Annotated in this window: 19 protein-coding genes and 1 pseudogene; 11 read left to right on the plus strand and 9 right to left on the minus strand. The window is 72.7% G+C overall.

The genetic code is table 11. The annotated features are described in order from the left end of the window. Positions 1–935 (plus strand): annotated as a pseudogene (locus BN39_RS07495) (DNA polymerase III subunit gamma/tau); the annotation flags it as partial. Here BN39_RS07495 and BN39_RS07500 read toward each other — a convergent pair. Then, complete coding sequence (locus BN39_RS07500) at positions 936–2,243, minus strand: class I SAM-dependent methyltransferase (RefSeq protein WP_019201761.1); 1,308 nt, start codon at positions 2,241–2,243, stop codon at positions 936–938. It lies immediately after the preceding pseudogene. Between the two features lie 3 nt (positions 2,244–2,246). Further along, positions 2,247–3,644, minus strand: coding sequence for an FAD-binding oxidoreductase (locus BN39_RS07505; RefSeq protein ID WP_040766856.1), 1,398 nt, complete (start codon positions 3,642–3,644; stop codon positions 2,247–2,249). A gap of 141 nt (positions 3,645–3,785) precedes the next feature. Between BN39_RS07505 and BN39_RS07510 the strand changes: the two genes are divergently transcribed. Together BN39_RS07510 and BN39_RS07515 are read left to right on the plus strand one after the other, a co-directional pair. Then, entirely contained in the window at positions 3,786–4,235 is a 450-nt protein-coding gene (locus tag BN39_RS07510; RefSeq protein ID WP_019201763.1) for an SRPBCC family protein, read from the plus strand. A 46-nt stretch (positions 4,236–4,281) separates the two neighbouring features. Next, positions 4,282–5,199, plus strand: coding sequence for a pseudouridine synthase (locus BN39_RS07515; protein WP_019201764.1), 918 nt, complete (start codon positions 4,282–4,284; stop codon positions 5,197–5,199). Positions 5,200–5,231: 32 nt separating this feature from the next. Here BN39_RS07515 and BN39_RS07520 read toward each other — a convergent pair whose 3' ends face one another. After that, positions 5,232–6,050 carry an Rv3717 family N-acetylmuramoyl-L-alanine amidase gene (locus BN39_RS07520; RefSeq protein ID WP_040766865.1) on the minus strand — a complete coding sequence of 273 codons (819 nt, stop codon included), beginning with the start codon at positions 6,048–6,050 and terminating at the stop codon, positions 5,232–5,234. Between the two features lie 114 nt (positions 6,051–6,164). Between BN39_RS07520 and BN39_RS07525 the strand changes: the two genes are divergently transcribed. From BN39_RS07525 to BN39_RS07545, 5 genes are read left to right on the plus strand one after another with little or no spacing between them, the layout of a single operon-like run. Then, positions 6,165–6,455, plus strand: coding sequence for a YbaB/EbfC family nucleoid-associated protein (locus BN39_RS07525; protein WP_086010288.1), 291 nt, complete (start codon positions 6,165–6,167; stop codon positions 6,453–6,455). Positions 6,456–6,465: 10 nt separating this feature from the next. Next, positions 6,466–7,113, plus strand: a complete 648-nt coding sequence (gene recR / locus BN39_RS07530) for a recombination mediator RecR (protein WP_019201767.1) — start codon at positions 6,466–6,468, stop codon at positions 7,111–7,113. Between the two features lie 3 nt (positions 7,114–7,116). Further along, complete coding sequence (locus tag BN39_RS07535) at positions 7,117–7,686, plus strand: uridine kinase (protein WP_019201768.1); 570 nt, start codon at positions 7,117–7,119, stop codon at positions 7,684–7,686. A gap of 51 nt (positions 7,687–7,737) precedes the next feature. Further along, positions 7,738–8,232, plus strand: a complete 495-nt coding sequence (locus BN39_RS07540) for an SRPBCC family protein (protein WP_019201769.1) — start codon at positions 7,738–7,740, stop codon at positions 8,230–8,232. After that, the gene (locus BN39_RS07545; protein WP_019201770.1) at positions 8,229–8,756 is read left to right on the plus strand and encodes a methylated-DNA--[protein]-cysteine S-methyltransferase; all 528 of its coding nucleotides are present in this window, start codon (positions 8,229–8,231) and stop codon (positions 8,754–8,756) included. The genes BN39_RS07540 and BN39_RS07545 overlap by 4 nt, the downstream gene beginning before the upstream one ends. A 19-nt stretch (positions 8,757–8,775) precedes the next feature. On the opposite strand, the gene BN39_RS07550 is transcribed toward BN39_RS07545, so the two are convergent. From BN39_RS07550 to BN39_RS07560, 3 genes are read right to left on the minus strand one after another with little or no spacing between them, the layout of a single operon-like run. Then, positions 8,776–9,483: a type 1 glutamine amidotransferase gene (locus tag BN39_RS07550; protein ID WP_040766874.1), complete on the minus strand. Its 708-nt coding sequence runs from the start codon at positions 9,481–9,483 to the stop codon at positions 8,776–8,778. Between the two features lie 26 nt (positions 9,484–9,509). Continuing rightward, positions 9,510–10,751, minus strand: coding sequence for a Mur ligase family protein (locus BN39_RS07555; RefSeq protein ID WP_019201772.1), 1,242 nt, complete (start codon positions 10,749–10,751; stop codon positions 9,510–9,512). Positions 10,752–10,768: 17 nt separating this feature from the next. After that, positions 10,769–11,206, minus strand: a complete 438-nt coding sequence (locus BN39_RS07560) for a DoxX family membrane protein (RefSeq protein ID WP_019201773.1) — start codon at positions 11,204–11,206, stop codon at positions 10,769–10,771. A gap of 95 nt (positions 11,207–11,301) precedes the next feature. Between BN39_RS07560 and BN39_RS07565 the strand changes: the two genes are divergently transcribed. Beyond that, complete coding sequence (locus BN39_RS07565) at positions 11,302–11,994, plus strand: metalloregulator ArsR/SmtB family transcription factor (protein WP_051158981.1); 693 nt, start codon at positions 11,302–11,304, stop codon at positions 11,992–11,994. A 37-nt stretch (positions 11,995–12,031) separates the two neighbouring features. Beyond that, entirely contained in the window at positions 12,032–12,781 is a 750-nt protein-coding gene (locus BN39_RS07570) for a bifunctional 2-polyprenyl-6-hydroxyphenol methylase/3-demethylubiquinol 3-O-methyltransferase UbiG (protein WP_019201775.1), read from the plus strand. Here the strand turns inward: BN39_RS07570 and BN39_RS07575 are convergent. Next, positions 12,765–13,745 (minus strand): EamA family transporter, encoded by a 981-nt coding sequence (locus tag BN39_RS07575; RefSeq protein ID WP_019201776.1) that lies wholly within the window; start codon positions 13,743–13,745, stop codon positions 12,765–12,767. The two genes, BN39_RS07570 and BN39_RS07575, sit on opposite strands and share 17 nt — an antisense overlap. 109 nt (positions 13,746–13,854) lie before the next feature. Between BN39_RS07575 and BN39_RS07580 the strand changes: the two genes are divergently transcribed. After that, a complete protein-coding gene (locus BN39_RS07580; RefSeq protein WP_019201777.1) occupies positions 13,855–14,760 on the plus strand; it encodes a LysR family transcriptional regulator in 906 nt (301 codons plus the stop codon). Here BN39_RS07580 and BN39_RS07585 read toward each other — a convergent pair. Both BN39_RS07585 and BN39_RS07590 read right to left on the minus strand, forming a co-directional pair. Then, positions 14,747–15,931, minus strand: a complete 1,185-nt coding sequence (locus BN39_RS07585; RefSeq protein WP_019201778.1) for a winged helix DNA-binding domain-containing protein — start codon at positions 15,929–15,931, stop codon at positions 14,747–14,749. The two genes, BN39_RS07580 and BN39_RS07585, sit on opposite strands and share 14 nt — an antisense overlap. A gap of 24 nt (positions 15,932–15,955) precedes the next feature. Continuing rightward, positions 15,956–16,540: a TetR/AcrR family transcriptional regulator gene (locus BN39_RS07590; protein ID WP_019201779.1), complete on the minus strand. Its 585-nt coding sequence runs from the start codon at positions 16,538–16,540 to the stop codon at positions 15,956–15,958. Positions 16,541–16,571: the final 31 nt, after the last annotated feature.

Below are 16,571 nucleotides of genomic sequence, written 5' to 3' on the forward strand. Positions count from 1 at the left end.
CCCCGGCGGCGTTCGAGCCGGCGCCCGCCGTCGAATCGGAGCCGGTGCTGCACCGCCGCCCGTCCGAGCCGGAGCCTGCCACGGAACCCGCGGCGCAGTCGCCCTCGGCCCCGTCGGCGCCCGCGGAGGCCGCCCCCGCCGCCACGAGCCCCGAACCCGCGGCCCCCGCCGCGGAGGCGGTCACGGCACCCGAGCCGCGTGCCCCGCAGCCGGAACAGTCTGCGCCGGAGCCGGTTCGGGCCGTGGCACCGGAGCCCGAGCGCCGGCCCGAGGCCCCGCCCGAACCCCAGCCGGCATCGCCCGGACCGGCCGCCCAGGCCGCGCAGGCGGCGGGACCGTCGCTCGACGAGGTCCGCACGGCCTGGCCCAAGGTGCTGCGCGCCGTGAGCGGTCGCAGCAAGGTCACGGCCACGCTGATGACCAACATGCAGGTGGCGGGGCTCGCCGGCGACACGTTGCATCTCGCGCTGCCGATCCCGGCGCTGCTCGGCCGGTTCAGCGATCCGCAGCACGTGGGCAACGTCCGCGAGGCGGTGCGTGAGGTGTTCGGCACGCAGTGGAACGTCGAGGTGGGTGACGGCTCCGGCGCGCCGCAGCAGGGCGCTCCGCAGCAGCCGCAGCGCGCGGCTCCCGAGCCGCAGCGCAAGGCGCCGCCCACTTTCGAGCGACGCAGCCGCGCGGGGGAGCAACGCGGCGGCCAGCCGGATCCGCGCCCTGCCGGCCGGGAGAACCGCGCACCGTCGCACCACGACGACATCCCGCTGCCCCCGGAGCCCGAACCCGAGCCGGAACCCGCCGAGGTCTCCGAGGAGGAGATGATGGCGGACGCGCACCGCGAGGACGCGACGGGCGGGGGCGGCAGCGCGCCGCGCCGCGACCCCGAGGAGGTGGCGCTGGAGCTCCTCAAGAACGAGCTCGGCGCCCGCCCGATCTGATCAGGCCTCCCACCACGGGCGCAGGGGCAGATCGCCCGCGCCGCCCTTGTCGTCCAGCTTCACCGCGAGCACCTGGTGCAGCTGAACCACGTTGCGCTCGAAGCCCAGTCGCGATCCGGCCATGTACAGGCCCCACACCCGCGCGGTGCCCAGGCCGACCTCCGCGACGGCATCGTCCCAGTGATCGACCAGGTTGCGTCCCCAGGCGGCGAGGGTCTTCGCGTAGTGCTCGCGGAGGTTCTCCTCGTGCCGCACCTCCATCCCGCCCACGTCCTGGATCGCGGCGATCACACGGCCGGAACCGGTGAGCTCCCCGTCGGGGAAGATGTACCGGTCGATGAACTGGCCGCCCTTGCCCGACAGCTTGTTGTCGTGCCGGGTGATCGTGTGATTGAGAAGCAGCCCACCGGTTTTCAGCTTTCCCCGCAGTGATGTGAAGTACGACGGGTAGTTGTGCACGCCGATGTGCTCGGTGAGGCCGATGGAGCTGATCGCGTCGAATTCGCTCTCCGGCACGTCGCGGTAGTCGCTGAACCGCACCTCGGCGAACTCGCCGAGCCCCTCGGCCTCGATCGCCGCCTGCGCCCAGTGCGCCTGTTCCTTCGACAGGGTGGCGCCGATGGCGTGGACTCCGCGGCGGGCGGCGTAGAGCACCATGCCGCCCCACCCGCAGCCCACGTCCAGCAGCCGGTCGCCCGGTTTGAGACGCAGCTTCTCGAACACGAGGCGGTACTTGTTCTCCTGCGCCTGCTCGAGCGTCGCGCCGGCGTCGGGGTAGCAGGCGCACGTGTAGGTCATCGACGGTCCGAGGACCATCTCGTAGAACCGGTTAGAGACGTCGTAGTGGTGGTGGATCACCTCGGCGTCGCGGGACTTGCTGTGCCGCAGTCCCTCCGCGATCCGGCGCCAGCGCGGGATGGCCTCCTGGGGCGGCGGCGGCACGGGGATCATCCGCTCGGCCCCCACCGAACGGGCGATCTGCGCGATCAGCTTCGGCCCCGGCTTCGCGAACTGCAGGTCGTCCGACAGCGCCTTGAGCGCCGCGTACGGATCGCCGGGGTGGGCGCCCGTGAGCTCGAGATCGCCCGCGATGTAGGCGCGGGCGAGACCCATGTCGTTGGGGGAGGTCGCGAGGTAGGTGGTGCCGCGCGGGGTCATCAGGTCGAGCCCGTACTCCGCGTCGTCCGGCCCGGCCGACGAGCCGTCGTAGGCCTTCACCCGGATCGCGAGCCTTCCGCCGGCGGCCTTCTCGATGATCTCGGCGAGGGTCAGCTTCGGGAGATGCTCGGTATGTGTGTGGCGCGTCATTTTTCACTGCCTCCTGACTGTCTTGTCGTACAGGCCCAGCAGGCGTCCGGCCGGGTCGTAACGGGACTTCAACTGTTCCAAGTCCGGGCCGCCGTAGAGGGCGTCGAACTCGTCGCGCCCGTAGAAGGCTTCGGAGTAGAGCGATTTGTGCCCTCCGAGTTCCGAGACCCTCTTCTCGATCAGCCGGTTCGCGCGGCCGTCGATCTGGCCGGGCTGCTTGGGGACTGCGGACCAGAACCCCACGTTCACGTACGTCCTCCGGGGTTCCAGCGGGTAGAGCGGCCACGGCCGCTCCGGGTCGGCGCCGGCGGGCGCGGGTTCGCGGAGGCGCAACGGGCACAACCAGATCGGTTCGATCGGGATCTCGTCGAGGAACCAGTCCAGGAAGTCGGTGATCTTGCCGATCTCCACCTCGATGTCCTGCACCACGCGCTCGCCGGGAGGCTCGCCCTTGCGCGCCGAGAGCTTGTCGCCGATGTCCCAGCGCCGGTCCAGCGCCACGAGCTTCCAGTAGAAGCTGCTGCGCAGCAGGTGTTTCGGCCACATCCGGCGGATCCTGGGGTTCTGTGCGCCGAAGGCTCGGGAGCACCAGAACCAGTCGGTGTCCCAGCGCCACAGGTAGTCGTGGGTCGTGAGCCGGTCGCGCAGCACCCCGTCGGCGTGCTGCAGCGACCGGTAGTAGACGTCCATCCCGGTGTAGTCGCTGACGGGGCCGTCGTCGTCGGTCTTCCGCCCCAGGGTGAGGTACGCCTCGTCCCGGGAGAACACCACGCCGTCGAGGTAGTCGACGGGTTCGCCGTCGTGGGCCCCGGCGCCGACGACGGCGTCCATCGTCGCCTGCAACTCGTGCAGGTCGTGGAAGCGCACGTGCCGCAGCTCGACGAACCGCCGGACGGGTTCCAGATCCACGGTCAGCCGCGTCGAATAGCCCAGCGTGCCGTACGAATTCGGGAAACCGAAGTACAGATCCGCGTTGGGTCCGTCGGGGGTCGCGGTCACCACCTCGCCGGCGCCGGTGAGGATGTCCATCGACCGCACCGCCTCGTGCGGGAGTCCCGCGCGGAACGAGCTGGACTCGATTCCCATGCCCGTGACCGCGCCGCCCAGGGTGATGGTCTTGAGCTGCGGCACCACGGTGGGCGCGAGGCCGAAAGGCAGTGTCGCGGCGACGAAGTCCTGGTAGGTGCACACGCCGCCGACGTCCGCGGTCCGCGCGTCCGGATCGATCGAGACCACGGCCCCCAGGCCGGAGACCTCCAGGCCCGGGGCGTCGGTCGCGGCCCTGGCGCGGAAGAGATTCGAGGTCTTCTTCGCGAGGCGGACCCGGGATTCGGCCGGAATGGCCCGGTAGCTGGCCTCCAGGCGGGCGAGGCCCTCGGCGTACGCGGCCTCGCCGCCGATCGGGACCGTGGTCGGTGTGCGGGCCTGCGGGTCGTTGCGAGCGCTCACGATTACCGACGCTATACCTCCCGGCCGCGACGCGCGCGCCCCGGACCCGATTGGTTAGGCTGAGTTCGAAACCCCGAGCAGAGGATAGGAACGTTGGCCCAGGTAACCGCCACCAAGTCCACCACCATCGCCGCCTCCCCGGAGACGGTGCGCGCCGCGATCGAGGATTACACCCGCCGTGGCGAGATCCTGCCGCCGAACTACCACGACTATCGCGTGCTCGAGGGCGGCCAGGGCGCGGGCACCGTCGCCGCATGGACCCTGCAGGCCACCGAGAAGCGCTCGCGCGACGTCAAGGCCACGGTCACCGTCGACGGCGACACCGTCACCGAGACGGACGCGAACTCGTCGATGGTCACCACCTACCGGGTCGTCGCCGCGGACGGTGCCGGTGACGGGACCTCGGTCACCGTCACCACCACGTGGCAGGGCGCCGGCGGCATCGGCGGCTTCTTCGAGAAGACCTTCGCCCCCAAGGGGCTCGGCCGCATCTACGACGAGCTGCTCACCAACCTCAAGGTGCAGGTCGAGTCCAACGGCTAGGCGCCACCGGAGGGCGCCCGTCCCGCCGCTGCCCCTGCGCGACGGGGTGGACGCCACCCGCCTCGTGATCGCGGAGGAGGAGGCGGGCCGGACGCTCGGCGACGTGCTCGAGGCCCGGTTCCCGGGCACCTCGGCGTACGTGCTCGCGGAGTGCGCGTCGGGCACCGTCGTCACGTCCGACGGTGCGTCCCTGGCCCCGTCCTCGACGGTCGCGGCCCGGCAGGCGGTGTGGATGTACCGCGAACTGCCGTACGAGATCGACGTGCCGTTCGCCATGCCGATCCTGCACGCCGACGAGCGGATCGTGGTGGTGGACAAGCCGCACTACCTGGCCACCATGCCGCGCGGCGCGCGCGTGGTGCAGAGCGCGCTGGTGCGGTTGCGGCGCGAGCTGGGAGAGCCGCGCCTCTCGCCCGCGCACCGTCTGGACCGGCTGACTGCGGGTGTGCTGCTGTTCACCCGGGACCCCGAGGTGCGAGGCGCGTACCAGCAGCTGTTCGCCACCGGGCGGGCGCGCAAGGAGTACGCCGCGCTGGCCCCGCTCCGCGCGGGCCTGGACCTGCCCGCCACCGTCGAATCCCGGATCGAGAAGACGCCGGGGATCATGCGCGCCTACGAGGTGGAGGGGCCCGTGAACGCGCGCTCGCACGTGGAGCTGGAGGCCGAGATCGCGACCGCGTCCGGCGCCGTCGGCAGGTACCGCCTGCGCCCGGAGACCGGGAAGACGCACCAGCTGCGCCTGCACATGGCGCGGCTGGGGATACCCATCCTGGGGGATCCGCTCTATCCCGAACAGCGCGACGTGGTGGACGGCGACTTCGCGGATCCGCTGCGGCTGCTGGCGCGGCGGCTGTCCTTCACCGACCCGGTCGACGGCGCCGAGCGCGAGTTCACCAGCGCGCGGGAGCTGGCCGTCCCGCACGGTGCGGAATCCGGGTCCACCATCCCTCCACAGGGCTCGTAGTCCCGGGAAACGCCGCCCGCGGGGGCGGGGTGCTAGCGGGTCTGACCGCCGCCCAGGTAGGCGGCGAGGCCGGCGGCCACGGCCTGCGCCAGCCGCTGCTGCCCCTGCGGCGAGGCGAACGTCGCGGCCTCGGCCGGGTCCTTGAGGTTCCCGGCCTCGACCAGCACCGACGGGACGGTCGCGAGGTTCAGTCCGGCCAGGTCCGAGCGCGGGTACAGGCCGTCCTTGCCGATGTACGCGGCGGGCGTGAAGCCGCCCGAGACGAGGGCGTCGCGCAGGCTCTTGGCCAGGGCGGGGCTCGCGGTCGTCTGCGCGGGGTTCAGCGGCGGATCGGACAGATTCACGTGAAACCCGCGGTTACCGGGGGCGGAGCCGTCGGCGTGGATGGATACCGCGGCGTCGGCGCCCCACTTGTTGGCGGCCTCGGCCCGGGCGTCCACGCAGGAGCCGACCGACTTGTCGTCGTTGCGGGACATCATCACCTGCGCGCCCGCGCCGGTGAGCACCTGGTAGAGCTGGTAGGCCACGGCGTAGTTGAAGGTGTGCTCGGCCAGGCCGTTCACGCCGGTGGTGCCGGTGGTCTGGCAGTCCTTGGTGCCGCCGCGGCCGGTGGGCACCTGGCGGCTCAGCGAGCCGTCGTTCGCGCCGTTGTGTCCCGGGTCGAGGAAGATCTTCTTGCCGGTCAGGGAGCCGGCGGCGAGCGGCGCCGCGTTGTTCACCAGGCCCGGCTCGGAGAGCGATAGGCTGGTGGGTGCGGCCGCGTCCCGCCGCTGTCCGGCGTCACCGATGGTGCAGCCGGAGAGGATCAGGGCCGGGACCAGGCCCGCGGCCACGAGGACGGCGCTGCGCATGTTCACGAGCGAAGCGTACCGCCTCAACCGCCGCAGTGGTAACACTAGTAACAAGAATCGGACATGCGGGTCGATGACCGGCAGAGGGGAGACGGCATGCAGCCCGAGGGCTCGATGGAAGACCTGATGGCCCAGGTCGGCGCCATGCAGCAGCAGCTGATGGCGGCACAGGCCGAGATCCAGGCCACCACGGTCGAGGGTCAGGCAGGCGGAGGCCTGGTGAAGGTGACCGCGACGGGTGACGGCCAGGTCCAGTCCGTGGTGATCGACCCCAAGGTGGTCGACCCGGAGGATGTGGAGACGCTGCAGGACCTGGTCCTGGGCGCGCTGACCGACCTGTCGAACAACACCGCCGAACTGGCGCAGCAGAAGATGGGGCCGCTCTCGGGCGGCCTGCCGTTCTGACGGACGGCCCGTGTACGAAGGCCCAGTTCAAGAGCTGATCGACGAGCTCGCCAAGCTCCCGGGAGTCGGGCCGCGCGGCGCCCAGCGCATCGCGTTCCACCTCCTGGGGGTGCAGCCCGGCGACATCGACCGGCTCACCCATGCCCTCACCCGGGTGCGCAACGACGTGCGCTACTGCGAGGTGTGCGGCAACGTCGCCGCCGAGGAACGGTGCCGGATCTGCTCCGATCCGCGCCGCGACGCCTCCAAGATCTGCGTCGTCGAGGAGGCGAAGGACGTCCAGGCGGTGGAGCGCACCCGCGAGTACCGCGGGCTCTACCACGTGCTCGGCGGCGCCCTGAACCCGATCAAGAGCGTCGGCCCGGACAAGCTGCGGATCCGCGAGCTGCTCGTGCGGCTGGGCACCCCCGTCGACGGGGTGGACGTCGACGAGGTGATCATCGCGACCGACCCCAACACGGAGGGCGAGGCCACCGCGGCGTTCCTGGTGCGCATGCTCAAGGACTTCCCGGGTCTCACCGTGACCCGGCCCGCCGCCGGCCTGCCGATGGGCGCGGAGCTGGAGTTCGCCGATGAGCTCACCCTCGGCCGCGCGATGTCCGGCCGCCGCTCCCTCGCCGAGCCCCCGCGGGTGCTCGAAGAGTCCCCGCCGAGCTGATCCGTGGACGCCGCGGAGGTGGTGCAGCGGCTGGGCGGCCGCGAGGGGACCGTCGCCGTCGACGGCCTGTCCGGGGCGGGGAAGTCGACGTACGCCCAGGGCCTCGTCGAGGAGCTGCGCGCCGCGGGCGCGCGCACGGCCCTGGTCCGCACCGACGACTACGCCACCTGGGACGACCCCGTCGCCTGGTGGCCTCGCATGGTCGAGGAGATCCTGCTTCCCTTCTCGCGCGGCTGGGACGCGCACTACCGGCCGATGGTCTGGCGCGACGGTACGCCGCGGCCCGGCCCCGAGGTCCGGCTGCCGTGGGCGCCGCTCGTGGTGATCGAGGGCGTGTCCAGCGCGCGCCGCTCGTTCGCCCGCAGGCTCGGCCTCGCGCTGTGGCTGGAGGGCGGCACCGCCGCCGAGCGGCTGGAGCGGAGCGTGGCCCGCGACGGCGAGGCGGAGCGGGAGCACCTGCGTCGCTGGCAGGAGTTCGAGTCCGGCTGGTTCGCGGTCGACGGCACGCGCGAGCGCTGCGTGCCGATCGCGCCGTTCGCGAAAATGCACTCAGGAGGCGAGGCGCGGACATAATGGCCGCGTCGGGCCGCTGGAGCGAAGATTCGCGCGTCATAGGATCGGGGCATGAGACTGCGCGACAACCCGATCATCGAGGTCACCCGCGCGGTGGCCTGCACGCCGGAGCGGGCGTGGGAGTTGGTCACCGACATCGAGCTGCCCACCCGCGTCGCCGGGGAGCTGCAGCGGGTCGAGTGGCTCGACGGTGCCACGGGCGTGGCGGTGGGGGCGCGTTTCCGCGGGCACAACCGCAACGAGGAGCTGGGCGACTGGACGACCGACTCCGTGGTCACCGATGTCGAGGACGGCCGCCGTTGGGTCTGGTCCGTCGGCCCCGAGGGTGAGGAGCCGTGGGCCACCTGGGGTTTCGAGGTCGATCCCGCCCGCGGCGGTGCGCTGGTCCGGCAGTGGGCGCGGGTCGGGGACGGGCGCTCGCCGTTCGCCGGCTTCGTCGCGGCGAATCCCGGGAAAGAGGCGCGGATCATCGACTTCCGGCTCGGCGTCTGGCGCACGGGCATGGAGGCCAACCTCGACGCGATCGCCGCGGCGGCCGCCCCGTGACGCCGGGGTTCGCGCTCTTCGACACCGCCGTCGGGCGGTGCGGGATCGCCTGGGGCGCCGACGGTGCCGTCACCGCCGCCCGGCTCCCCGAGGCGTCGGACGAGGCGATGCGCGATCATCTCGCCGCCGGCGGATCGCCGGAATCCGAGCCGCCGGAGGAGGTCGGGCGGGTGATCGCCGCGGTGGTCCTTCTCGTCGCCGGTGCGAACCTCGACGACGACCTCTCCTGGGTGGCGCTGGACATGCAGGGCCTCAACGATTTCCAGCGCGCGGTCTACGACGTGGCGCGCAGGATCCCGCCCGGATCCACCCGGACCTACGGGGAGATCGCCACCGAGATCGGGCTCCCGGGTTCCGCCCGCGCGGTGGGGCGGGCGTTGGGGGAGAACCCCTTCCCGCCGATCGTGCCCTGCCACAGGATCACGGCGGCGGACGGGCGCACGGGTGGCTTCTCCGCGTCCGGCGGCGTCGCCACCAAGATGCGTCTCCTCGCGAACGAGCAAGCGGTGCTGGGCCTCTGGTGACGCCGGGGAACTCTCCGGGTTACCTCCGGAGGCGCTCGCGGCGCAGGAGGTCCACGTCGGGGAGGTCCAGCGGCTCCAACGCGCGCCCCGTCGCCTTCTCCAGCAGGTAGTCCGCCAGCTCCGGGTTCCGGGCGAGCGCCGGTCCGTGCATGTACGTGCCGAGCACGCTGCCCTGGACGACACCGTCGACCGCGACGCCCGCACCGTTGCCCGTGCCCCGGACCACCCGCATGAGCGGTGCGGCGGCGGCGCCCAGGGCCGAGCCGCCGCGGTGGTTCTCGAAACCGGTGAGCGGCTGGGTGAGCCCGTCGAGCAGCGGCTCGCCCGCGATCTCGCCGATGGACCGGGTCTGCTGGGGCGTGGTGGTCAGGTCGAACATCGAGATGCCGTCCACCCGTTCGCCCTCGGACGTCTCGTACCAGTGGCCGAGTACCTGGATCGCGGCGCAGATCGCCAGCACGGGGGCGCCCTTCGCGGCGGCCTCCTGCATCCCGGGGTGTTTGGTGAGGTGCCGCGTGGCCAGGCGCTGCGCGTAGTCCTCCGCGCCGCCCAGGGTGTACACGTCGCACGACGCGGGCACCGGATCGGCCAGGGTGATCGGCAGGACCTCGGCCTCGATGCCGCGCAGCCGCGCCCGCTGCCGCAGCACCAGGGCGTTGCCGCCGTCGCCGTAGGTGCCCATCACGTCCGGCAGCACGAGCCCGATGACGAGCGTGGATTCGCTGATCCGCGTTGTGGATCCGGAGAAGTCGATCACGCGCGGCGCCCTTCCAGTGCGGTGTTCAGGTCCCGGAAGGCCGTGTAGTTGGCCAGCACCTCCACCCGCCCGGGCGGGCACGACGCGATGGCCGCGACCGGATCGGCGACGAGGGAGTGCTCGGCGCCCGCATACGTGAGCCGCACCGCGAGGTCGGCGCCGCGCTCGCCGGACGCCACCACCTTCGCGTTGTCGAACCGCTCGAACTGCACGTCCCACAGCCAGGACAGGTCCTCGCCGTCGGGTACCTGCCCGTTCACGGCGATGACCAGGCCCTCGGCGGTGCCGTCGATCATCGACATGGCCTCCTGCCAGCCCGCGGGGTTCTTGGCCAGCAGCATGCGTACGGTGTGCTCGCCGACGGTCACCGTCGAATAGCGGCCCGCGACCTCGCCGACGGTGCCGACCGCCTCGACCGCCTTCGCGGGATCCGCGCCCATGGCCACCGCCGCGGCCACCGCCTGTGCGGCGTTGCCGCGGTTGGCGCGGCCGGGCAGCTTGAGCACGAGGGGCGCGGTGAAACCGTCGGGGCCGTGGATGTTCTCGTCGTCCACCCACCAGTCCGGTGCGGGCCGGGAGAAGTCGGTGCCCGTCGAGTACCAGTGCTCGCCCTCGCGGACGATCGGCTCGCCCGAGCGGGGGCAGGAGACGGAGTCGCTCGTCCAGCCGCCGCCCGCTGCCACCCACACGACGTTCTTCGCGTCGTAGGCGACCGACGTCACGAGCACGTCGTCGCAGTTGGCCACGACGGTGAGCTCGGGGTGCGCGTCCACGCCGGCGCGCAGCCGGCGCTCGATGGCGTTGATCTCCCCGACGCGGTCCAGCTGATCGCGGGAGAGGTTGAGCAGCACCAGTGCCTCGGCGTCCACGGCGTCGAGCACGTGCGGCACGTGCAACTCGTCCACCTCGAGCGCGGCGAGCGGCGCCCGCTGGTGCGCGGTGAGCGCGGCGACGATCCCGGCGTCCATGTTGGCACCGTCCGCCTGGGTGGCGATCTCGCCGCCGAGCGTGGCGAGCGCGGCCGTCGTCATCCGGGTGGTGGTCGACTTGCCGTTCGTGCCGGTGACGACGGCGGTGCGCTTGCCGGCGGCGAGCCGGGTCATGAGGTTCGGCTCGATCTTGAGGGCGATGAGCCCACCGATCATCGAGCCCTTGCCCCGCCCGGCGCGTTGCGACGCCCAGGCTGCGGAGCGGGCGGCGAGCAGCGCCGTTCGGGCGCGGAGGGGGAGTCCGGGCATGCGCTCCAGGATAGAGGTCAGGCCGCGGCCGGGTCCCGGAGCGTCGACGGTGCGCTCGCGGCCGCCGAATGCGCGGCCTGCGCGAGCCGGCCGAGGGCCAGGGCGCCGACCAGCAGGCCGAAGTCGCGGAGGGCCACGTCGTAGTAGTCGCCGAGGGTCAGGAGGTCGACGATGATCCCGGCCAGCCACGCCGCCACGACGTACGCGCCGAAGCGGGGCGCCACTGCGACGACGACGCCGGCGAGGATCTCGATCACACCGACCGCGTACATCGCCTGGGCGGCGGTGCCGGGCAGCAGGTCGTCGATCCACGGGGCCAGGTACCGGGGCCAGTCCGTCATGAGGTTGGTGAACTTGTCGAGGCCGAAGAGGACCGGGGCCACCGTGAACACGGTGCGGAGCAGTAGGTACGCCTGGAAGGCGGGGTCGCCGGTGCGGCGGGTGAGGGTGGTCATTTCCGGTTCCTCCAGATCTAACGGTGAGTAATATTGACGTTAGAACCGCGGCGGTTCTTACGTCAATACTTTTCTCCGTTAGAGGTGGAGTTGTGCTGTCCTTCCGCGACAGGGTGTCCCGCATCGGTGCACTCGACGATCCCGTGCGCCGTGAGCTGTACCTCTACGTGTGCGTGCAGCCCGGTCCCGTGGGGCGCGACGAGGCGGCGGCCGCGCTGGACATCCCGGTGCACAAGGCGAAGTTCCACCTCGACCGGCTCGAGAGGGAGGGGCTCCTCGACGCCGAATTCGCGCGGATCACCGGCCGCACCGGGCCCGGCGCCGGCCGCACGTCGAAGCTGTACCGCCGGGCGCCGGGCGAGGTCTCCGTCTCGCTGCCGGAGCGCGAGTACGCCCTCGCGGGACGGTTGATGGCCGAAGCGATCGCCGACTCGGTGCGGACCGGGGAATCCGCGGCGGCGGCCCTGGAACGGCTCGCCGCCGGCCACGGTCGGCGGCTCGGCGCGGCGGCGGCCACCGAGTTCGGCCGCCCGGCCGACGCCGCGCAGGCCCTCGACACGGCCCGGCGCGCCCTCGCCGGGTACGGCTACGAGCCGCGGGTCGACGAGGACGAGCTGACGCTGGTCAACTGCCCGTTCCACGCACTTGCGCAGGAGCAGACGGAGCTGGTGTGCGGCATGAATCACGCGCTGGTCGACGGGGTCGCGTCGGAGCTCGACGGCGAGCTTCTCGCCTGCGCCCTCGAGCCCGCGCCCGACCGGTGTTGCGTGGTGCTACGACCGGCCTGATGGCCTGTCATGCGCCGGCGTGAGGCACCCTGGGCCCATGGCCGAACTGCACGAAGACCGGAACCGGGCCCTCTCGTTCGGGGCGATCGCCGCCGACTACGACCGCCTGCGCCCGCGTTACGCCGCCGCCACCGTCGACGCGATCGCCGACGGTGCGCGGACCGCCGCCGACATCGGGGCCGGAACCGGAATCCTCGCCCGGCAGCTGCGGGACCGGGGCGTCGACGTCCTAGCGGTGGAGCCCGACGGTGCTATGGCCGGCGTCGCGCGGGCCTCGGGCGTGCCCGCCGAGGTCGCGACGTTCAAGGAGTGGGACGCCGCGGGCCGCACGTTCGACCTGGTCACCTTCGGGCAGTCCTTCCACTGGGTGGACGCCGACCGCGCGATCCCGCGGCTGGCTGCGCTGCTCAATCCGGGCGGGCGGGTGGCGCTGCTGTGGAACAGGCTGCGGCCGACGCGCCCGGCGAACGAGGCGCTGCGCGCCGCGAGCCCCGATTACGTCAACGTCGAGGCCGCGGGCGCGGGCTCCCCGCACGACCAGATGTACCGGATGGCCGAACTCCGCGGCCGGTTCGAGGCGGACGGATTCACGGTGAGCGAGCGGGAGGACTCCTGGATCGAGACGCAGTCCGCCGGCCGCTGGTTGGACCTCGTCTTCACCTACTCCGCGCACTCGACCCTGCCGGAGGACCGCCGGGCCGCCCTGCGCGCGGCTCTCGCCGAGGTCATCGGCGACGGTGACGTCGAGCTCGTCGCCGGCACCACCACTCTCATCGCACAGCGCTAGTCCCGATCTTCGGTGCGTCCCTGCGGGGACTCGCCGCCTCGTCCCCGCCGGAATCCACCGAGGCTCCGCCGCGGGGGCCCGCAGGCGCCGGTCGCCGCAGCATCCCGAGGAGGCAGCCGCCGATCACGGTCGCGGCGCCGGCCAGGGCCAACAGCGTCGGGTGCTCGCCGAGCACGACGGCGCTCGCCGCGATCCCCACGACGGGAACCAGGAGCGTGGCCGGCGCAACGGTGGACGCCGGGTACCGCGCCATGAGCCCGCCCCACAGTCCGTAGCCGACGACGGTGCTCATCACCGCGATGTACGCGACACCCAGCAGCGCGAGCAGGCCGGGCGCACCGTCGAGACTGTGGGCCAGAGCATTCCAGCCGGTGGTGGGCCCCTCGACGGCGGCGCTGAGCGCCAGCATCGGGATCGGCGGGATCACCGACATCCAGAGGGTGAACCGGAACGGCTCCGACGGTGCCGCGAGCCGCTGGCCGATGTTGCCGAAGGCCCAGCTCAGCCCGCCGAGCAGGGTGAGCGCGACGCCGAGCACGCCGACGCCGGCCGCGGCATCCGCGCGGTCCGCGACGATCAACAGCATCCCGATGACGGCGATGCTGATCCCCGCGATCTGCCGGACGGCGAGCTTCTCGCGCAACAGGACGGCGCCCAGCAGCACGGTGAACGGCGCCGACGACTGCAGCACCAGGGACGCGAGCCCTGTCGGCATGCCGATGCGCATCGCCGTGAACAACAGGCCGAACTGGAAGGTGCCCGAGCCGATCCCGTACAGCAGCAGCCACTTCACCGGACCCTTCGGCGGCCGCACGAAGAGCAACACCGGGACGGCGAGCACGGCGAACCGGAGCGCGCCCAGGAACAGTGGCGGGAAGTAGTCGAGCGCGTAGCGGATGGCGAGGAAGTTCAGGCCCCACAGCACGACCACGGTGAGGGCGACGAGGCGGTGGCGCGGGGTCATGGGCCCCACTCTTCCGCCCGCCATAACTCAGGACAATCGAATACTTCTGCAGCTACCGTTCAGGATCGCTTAACTAAAGAGTCGGCCGGTCCGGCGTAACCTCAGGGCCATGGACGTCCACCGGCTGCGGATCCTGCGCGAGCTCGCCGACCGCGGCACTGTCGCCGCGACCGCGCGCGCCCTGGACATGACCCCGTCGGCGGTGTCCCAGCAGCTCAAGGTCCTGGCTCGCGAGGCGGGCGTCGACCTGTTGGAGCCGGACGGCCGGCGGGTCCGGCTCACCGATGCGGGGCTCGCGCTCGTGGTGCGCGCGGAATCCGTTCTGGGCGAGCTCGACCGGGCGCGCGCGGAGATGGATCGCTACCGCTCCACGCCCGTCGGCGTGGTGCGGCTGTCGTTGTTCCCCTCGGCGGCGGAGCTCCTTCTGCCCGGCGTGCTGCGGCGGACGGCGGCGGCGGGTGTGCAGGTGGCCGCGTCGGACCCGGACCTGCCGGGCACCGACCTCCCGACGATGCTCGCCGACGCCGATGTGGTGGTCGCGCACCGCGACGAGCGCGCGGCGCCGCTGGGCGGCCCGCGCATCGCCTCCCGGGAGTTGATGCGGGAGCCCATCGATCTCGTGGTCCCGCTCGATCACCCACTCGCCGCCGCGGGCAGGGTCGAGGCGGAGCAGCTGTCCGGTCTCGACTGGATCAGCGTGCGCGACGGCTTCCCGGTGGACGACGTTCTCCGCTCGCTCGCGACGCTCACCGGGGTGCAGCCTCGGGTGATCCAGCGGATCAACGACTTCCACACCATCCAATCGCTCGTGGCGGGCGGCGTCGGGGTCGCGCTCGTGGCCCGGCACGCCGTCACCCATCCGGGGGTGCGCGGGCTGGAGATCGCGGGTGTGCGCGCCGCCAGGATCCTGGAGGTCGCGACGCGGCCGGGCGCGCACCGTCGGCCGGCGGTGGCCGCCGTGCTGCGGGCGCTCGACGACGAGGTCGCGGCCGTCGCGTCGGTCACGGCCCGGTGAACGCGACCTCCATCGCGGTCGCACCGCGCACCCGCCCGACGGCGTGCGCCTCCTCCTCGATGACGGTGCGCGCCCGCCGCGGGAGCGGCGCGAACGTCTCGACGGTGAGCCCCAGGCGGTCTCCGCGTTTGCGCGGCCGCCAGGTGCCGGCGATCCGCCCGTCCAGCAGGAGCGCGCCGGGATCGCCGACGGTGCGCCACACCGCCCGCTGGTGCTCGGGCGCGACGATGGTGTCCCGGTCCGTGACCCGGGTGTAGGGGTCGTGCGGCGGGAGGAGCCGTGTCCCGGCGGGATCCGGTGCAGCGTCGAGGGATTCGGCGTCCGCGACGTGGACCCACGTGCGTCGGCCGTCCAGGTCGACGGGCTCGATCTCGTCGGCGAGGAGCGACCACCACGGTGCGGCGTCGCCGGACCGGACGCCGAGCCAGGCGGCGAAGCCGGCGCGGGTGGCGGGGCCGTGGCAGCGCAGGAAGCGCCGGACGAGTTCGGTGCGCGCGTGCCCGGTAGGGATCTCGGGGAGCGGGTGTCCGAGCCATTCGTCGACGAGTACGAACGGTGCCGTGCCGTCCTCGCGCGGCGCGAAGCACACGATGCCGCGCAGCGTGAGGATCCGGACGCAGAAGTGCACGATCGCCTCGCCGACGGGCTGCCCGGGGGCGTGCGGTCCCTCGGATTCCCACGTCTTCCGTTGCGCCGCGGTGAGTTCCGGAGCGATGGCCTGCGCCACCTCGGCGCCCAGGGCGCCGATGGCGAGGCGGCGGCCCCGTAGCACCCGCCGGACCGCGGCCGCCGTCGCCTCCACGGCCTCGTCGGCGGACATCTCCAGCGCGTCGAGCGACGGGCCCGCACCGAGGATGAAGTGCCGCGTCGCGGCGTCGCCCGCGGGCAGGACCCCGGTCGTGTACACGGCGGCACCGTCGGTGGGGATCAGGTACGGCGCGCCGCGCAGCGACCACGTGCGGAGCAGGGTGCGGCCCTCGAGAGCGTCGTCGACGGTGCCCGGGCCCACGCCGTCGGCGCGGGCGTGCAGGGCCAGCAGGCCCGACCCCGGTGGGCTGTCCTGCAGGCCGCACCGGGCGGACACGGCCGCAGGCGATTCGGCCCGCCGCTCGCGCAGTCCGTGCGCCTGCAGGCGGTACCCGATGACCTGATCCCTCGTGACGTGTCGCACCGCTGTCCACGGTAGCGCGGCGCGTCAGCCGCGCAGCGCCGCCAGACCCGCGGGGACGAACCGGGTGAGCAGTTCGCGGGTGGCCGCGGCGTCGCCGTCCACCACGTTGCTCAACTGCGCCCCCTCGTAGAGGGCGACGGCGTACCGGGCGAGCAGGTCCGCGTCGTGCGGGGCCACGTCGAACCGGGCGAGCGCGTGCGAGAGCCGGTCGCGGATCGCCCGGTCCCGCTGGGCGAGGTGGTCGGCGGCAGCGGCGTTCCGGGCGGCGTGGATGGTGAACTCGGTGGATACCAGGAACCACCGGCGTTCCTCCGGATCGTCCGGGGCGGCGGCGTCCACCGTGGCCGTGATGGCGGCCTCGAGGGATCCGGCGGATTCGATCGCGGCGGCGATCCGGCCCACCTGGCGCTCGGCGTGGCGATCGAACAGGGCCAGGAAGAAGGCCTCCTTGCCCGCGAAGTTCGAGTAGAACGCGCCGCGGGACAGGCCCGCGCGGTGGCAGATGTCGTCCATGGAGGCGGTATGGAACCCGCGCTCCGCGAACACCTCCAGTCCCGCGTCGAGGAACGTCTCGACGGTGCGCGCCCGGGTCTGTTCGCCCTTGGCCATCCTCACCTCGCATCCGTTGACCTGAGGGGGG

The sequence above is a fragment of the Tsukamurella sp. 1534 genome (assembly GCF_000312385.1).
Taxonomy (GTDB): Bacteria; Actinomycetota; Actinomycetes; order Mycobacteriales; family Mycobacteriaceae; genus Tsukamurella.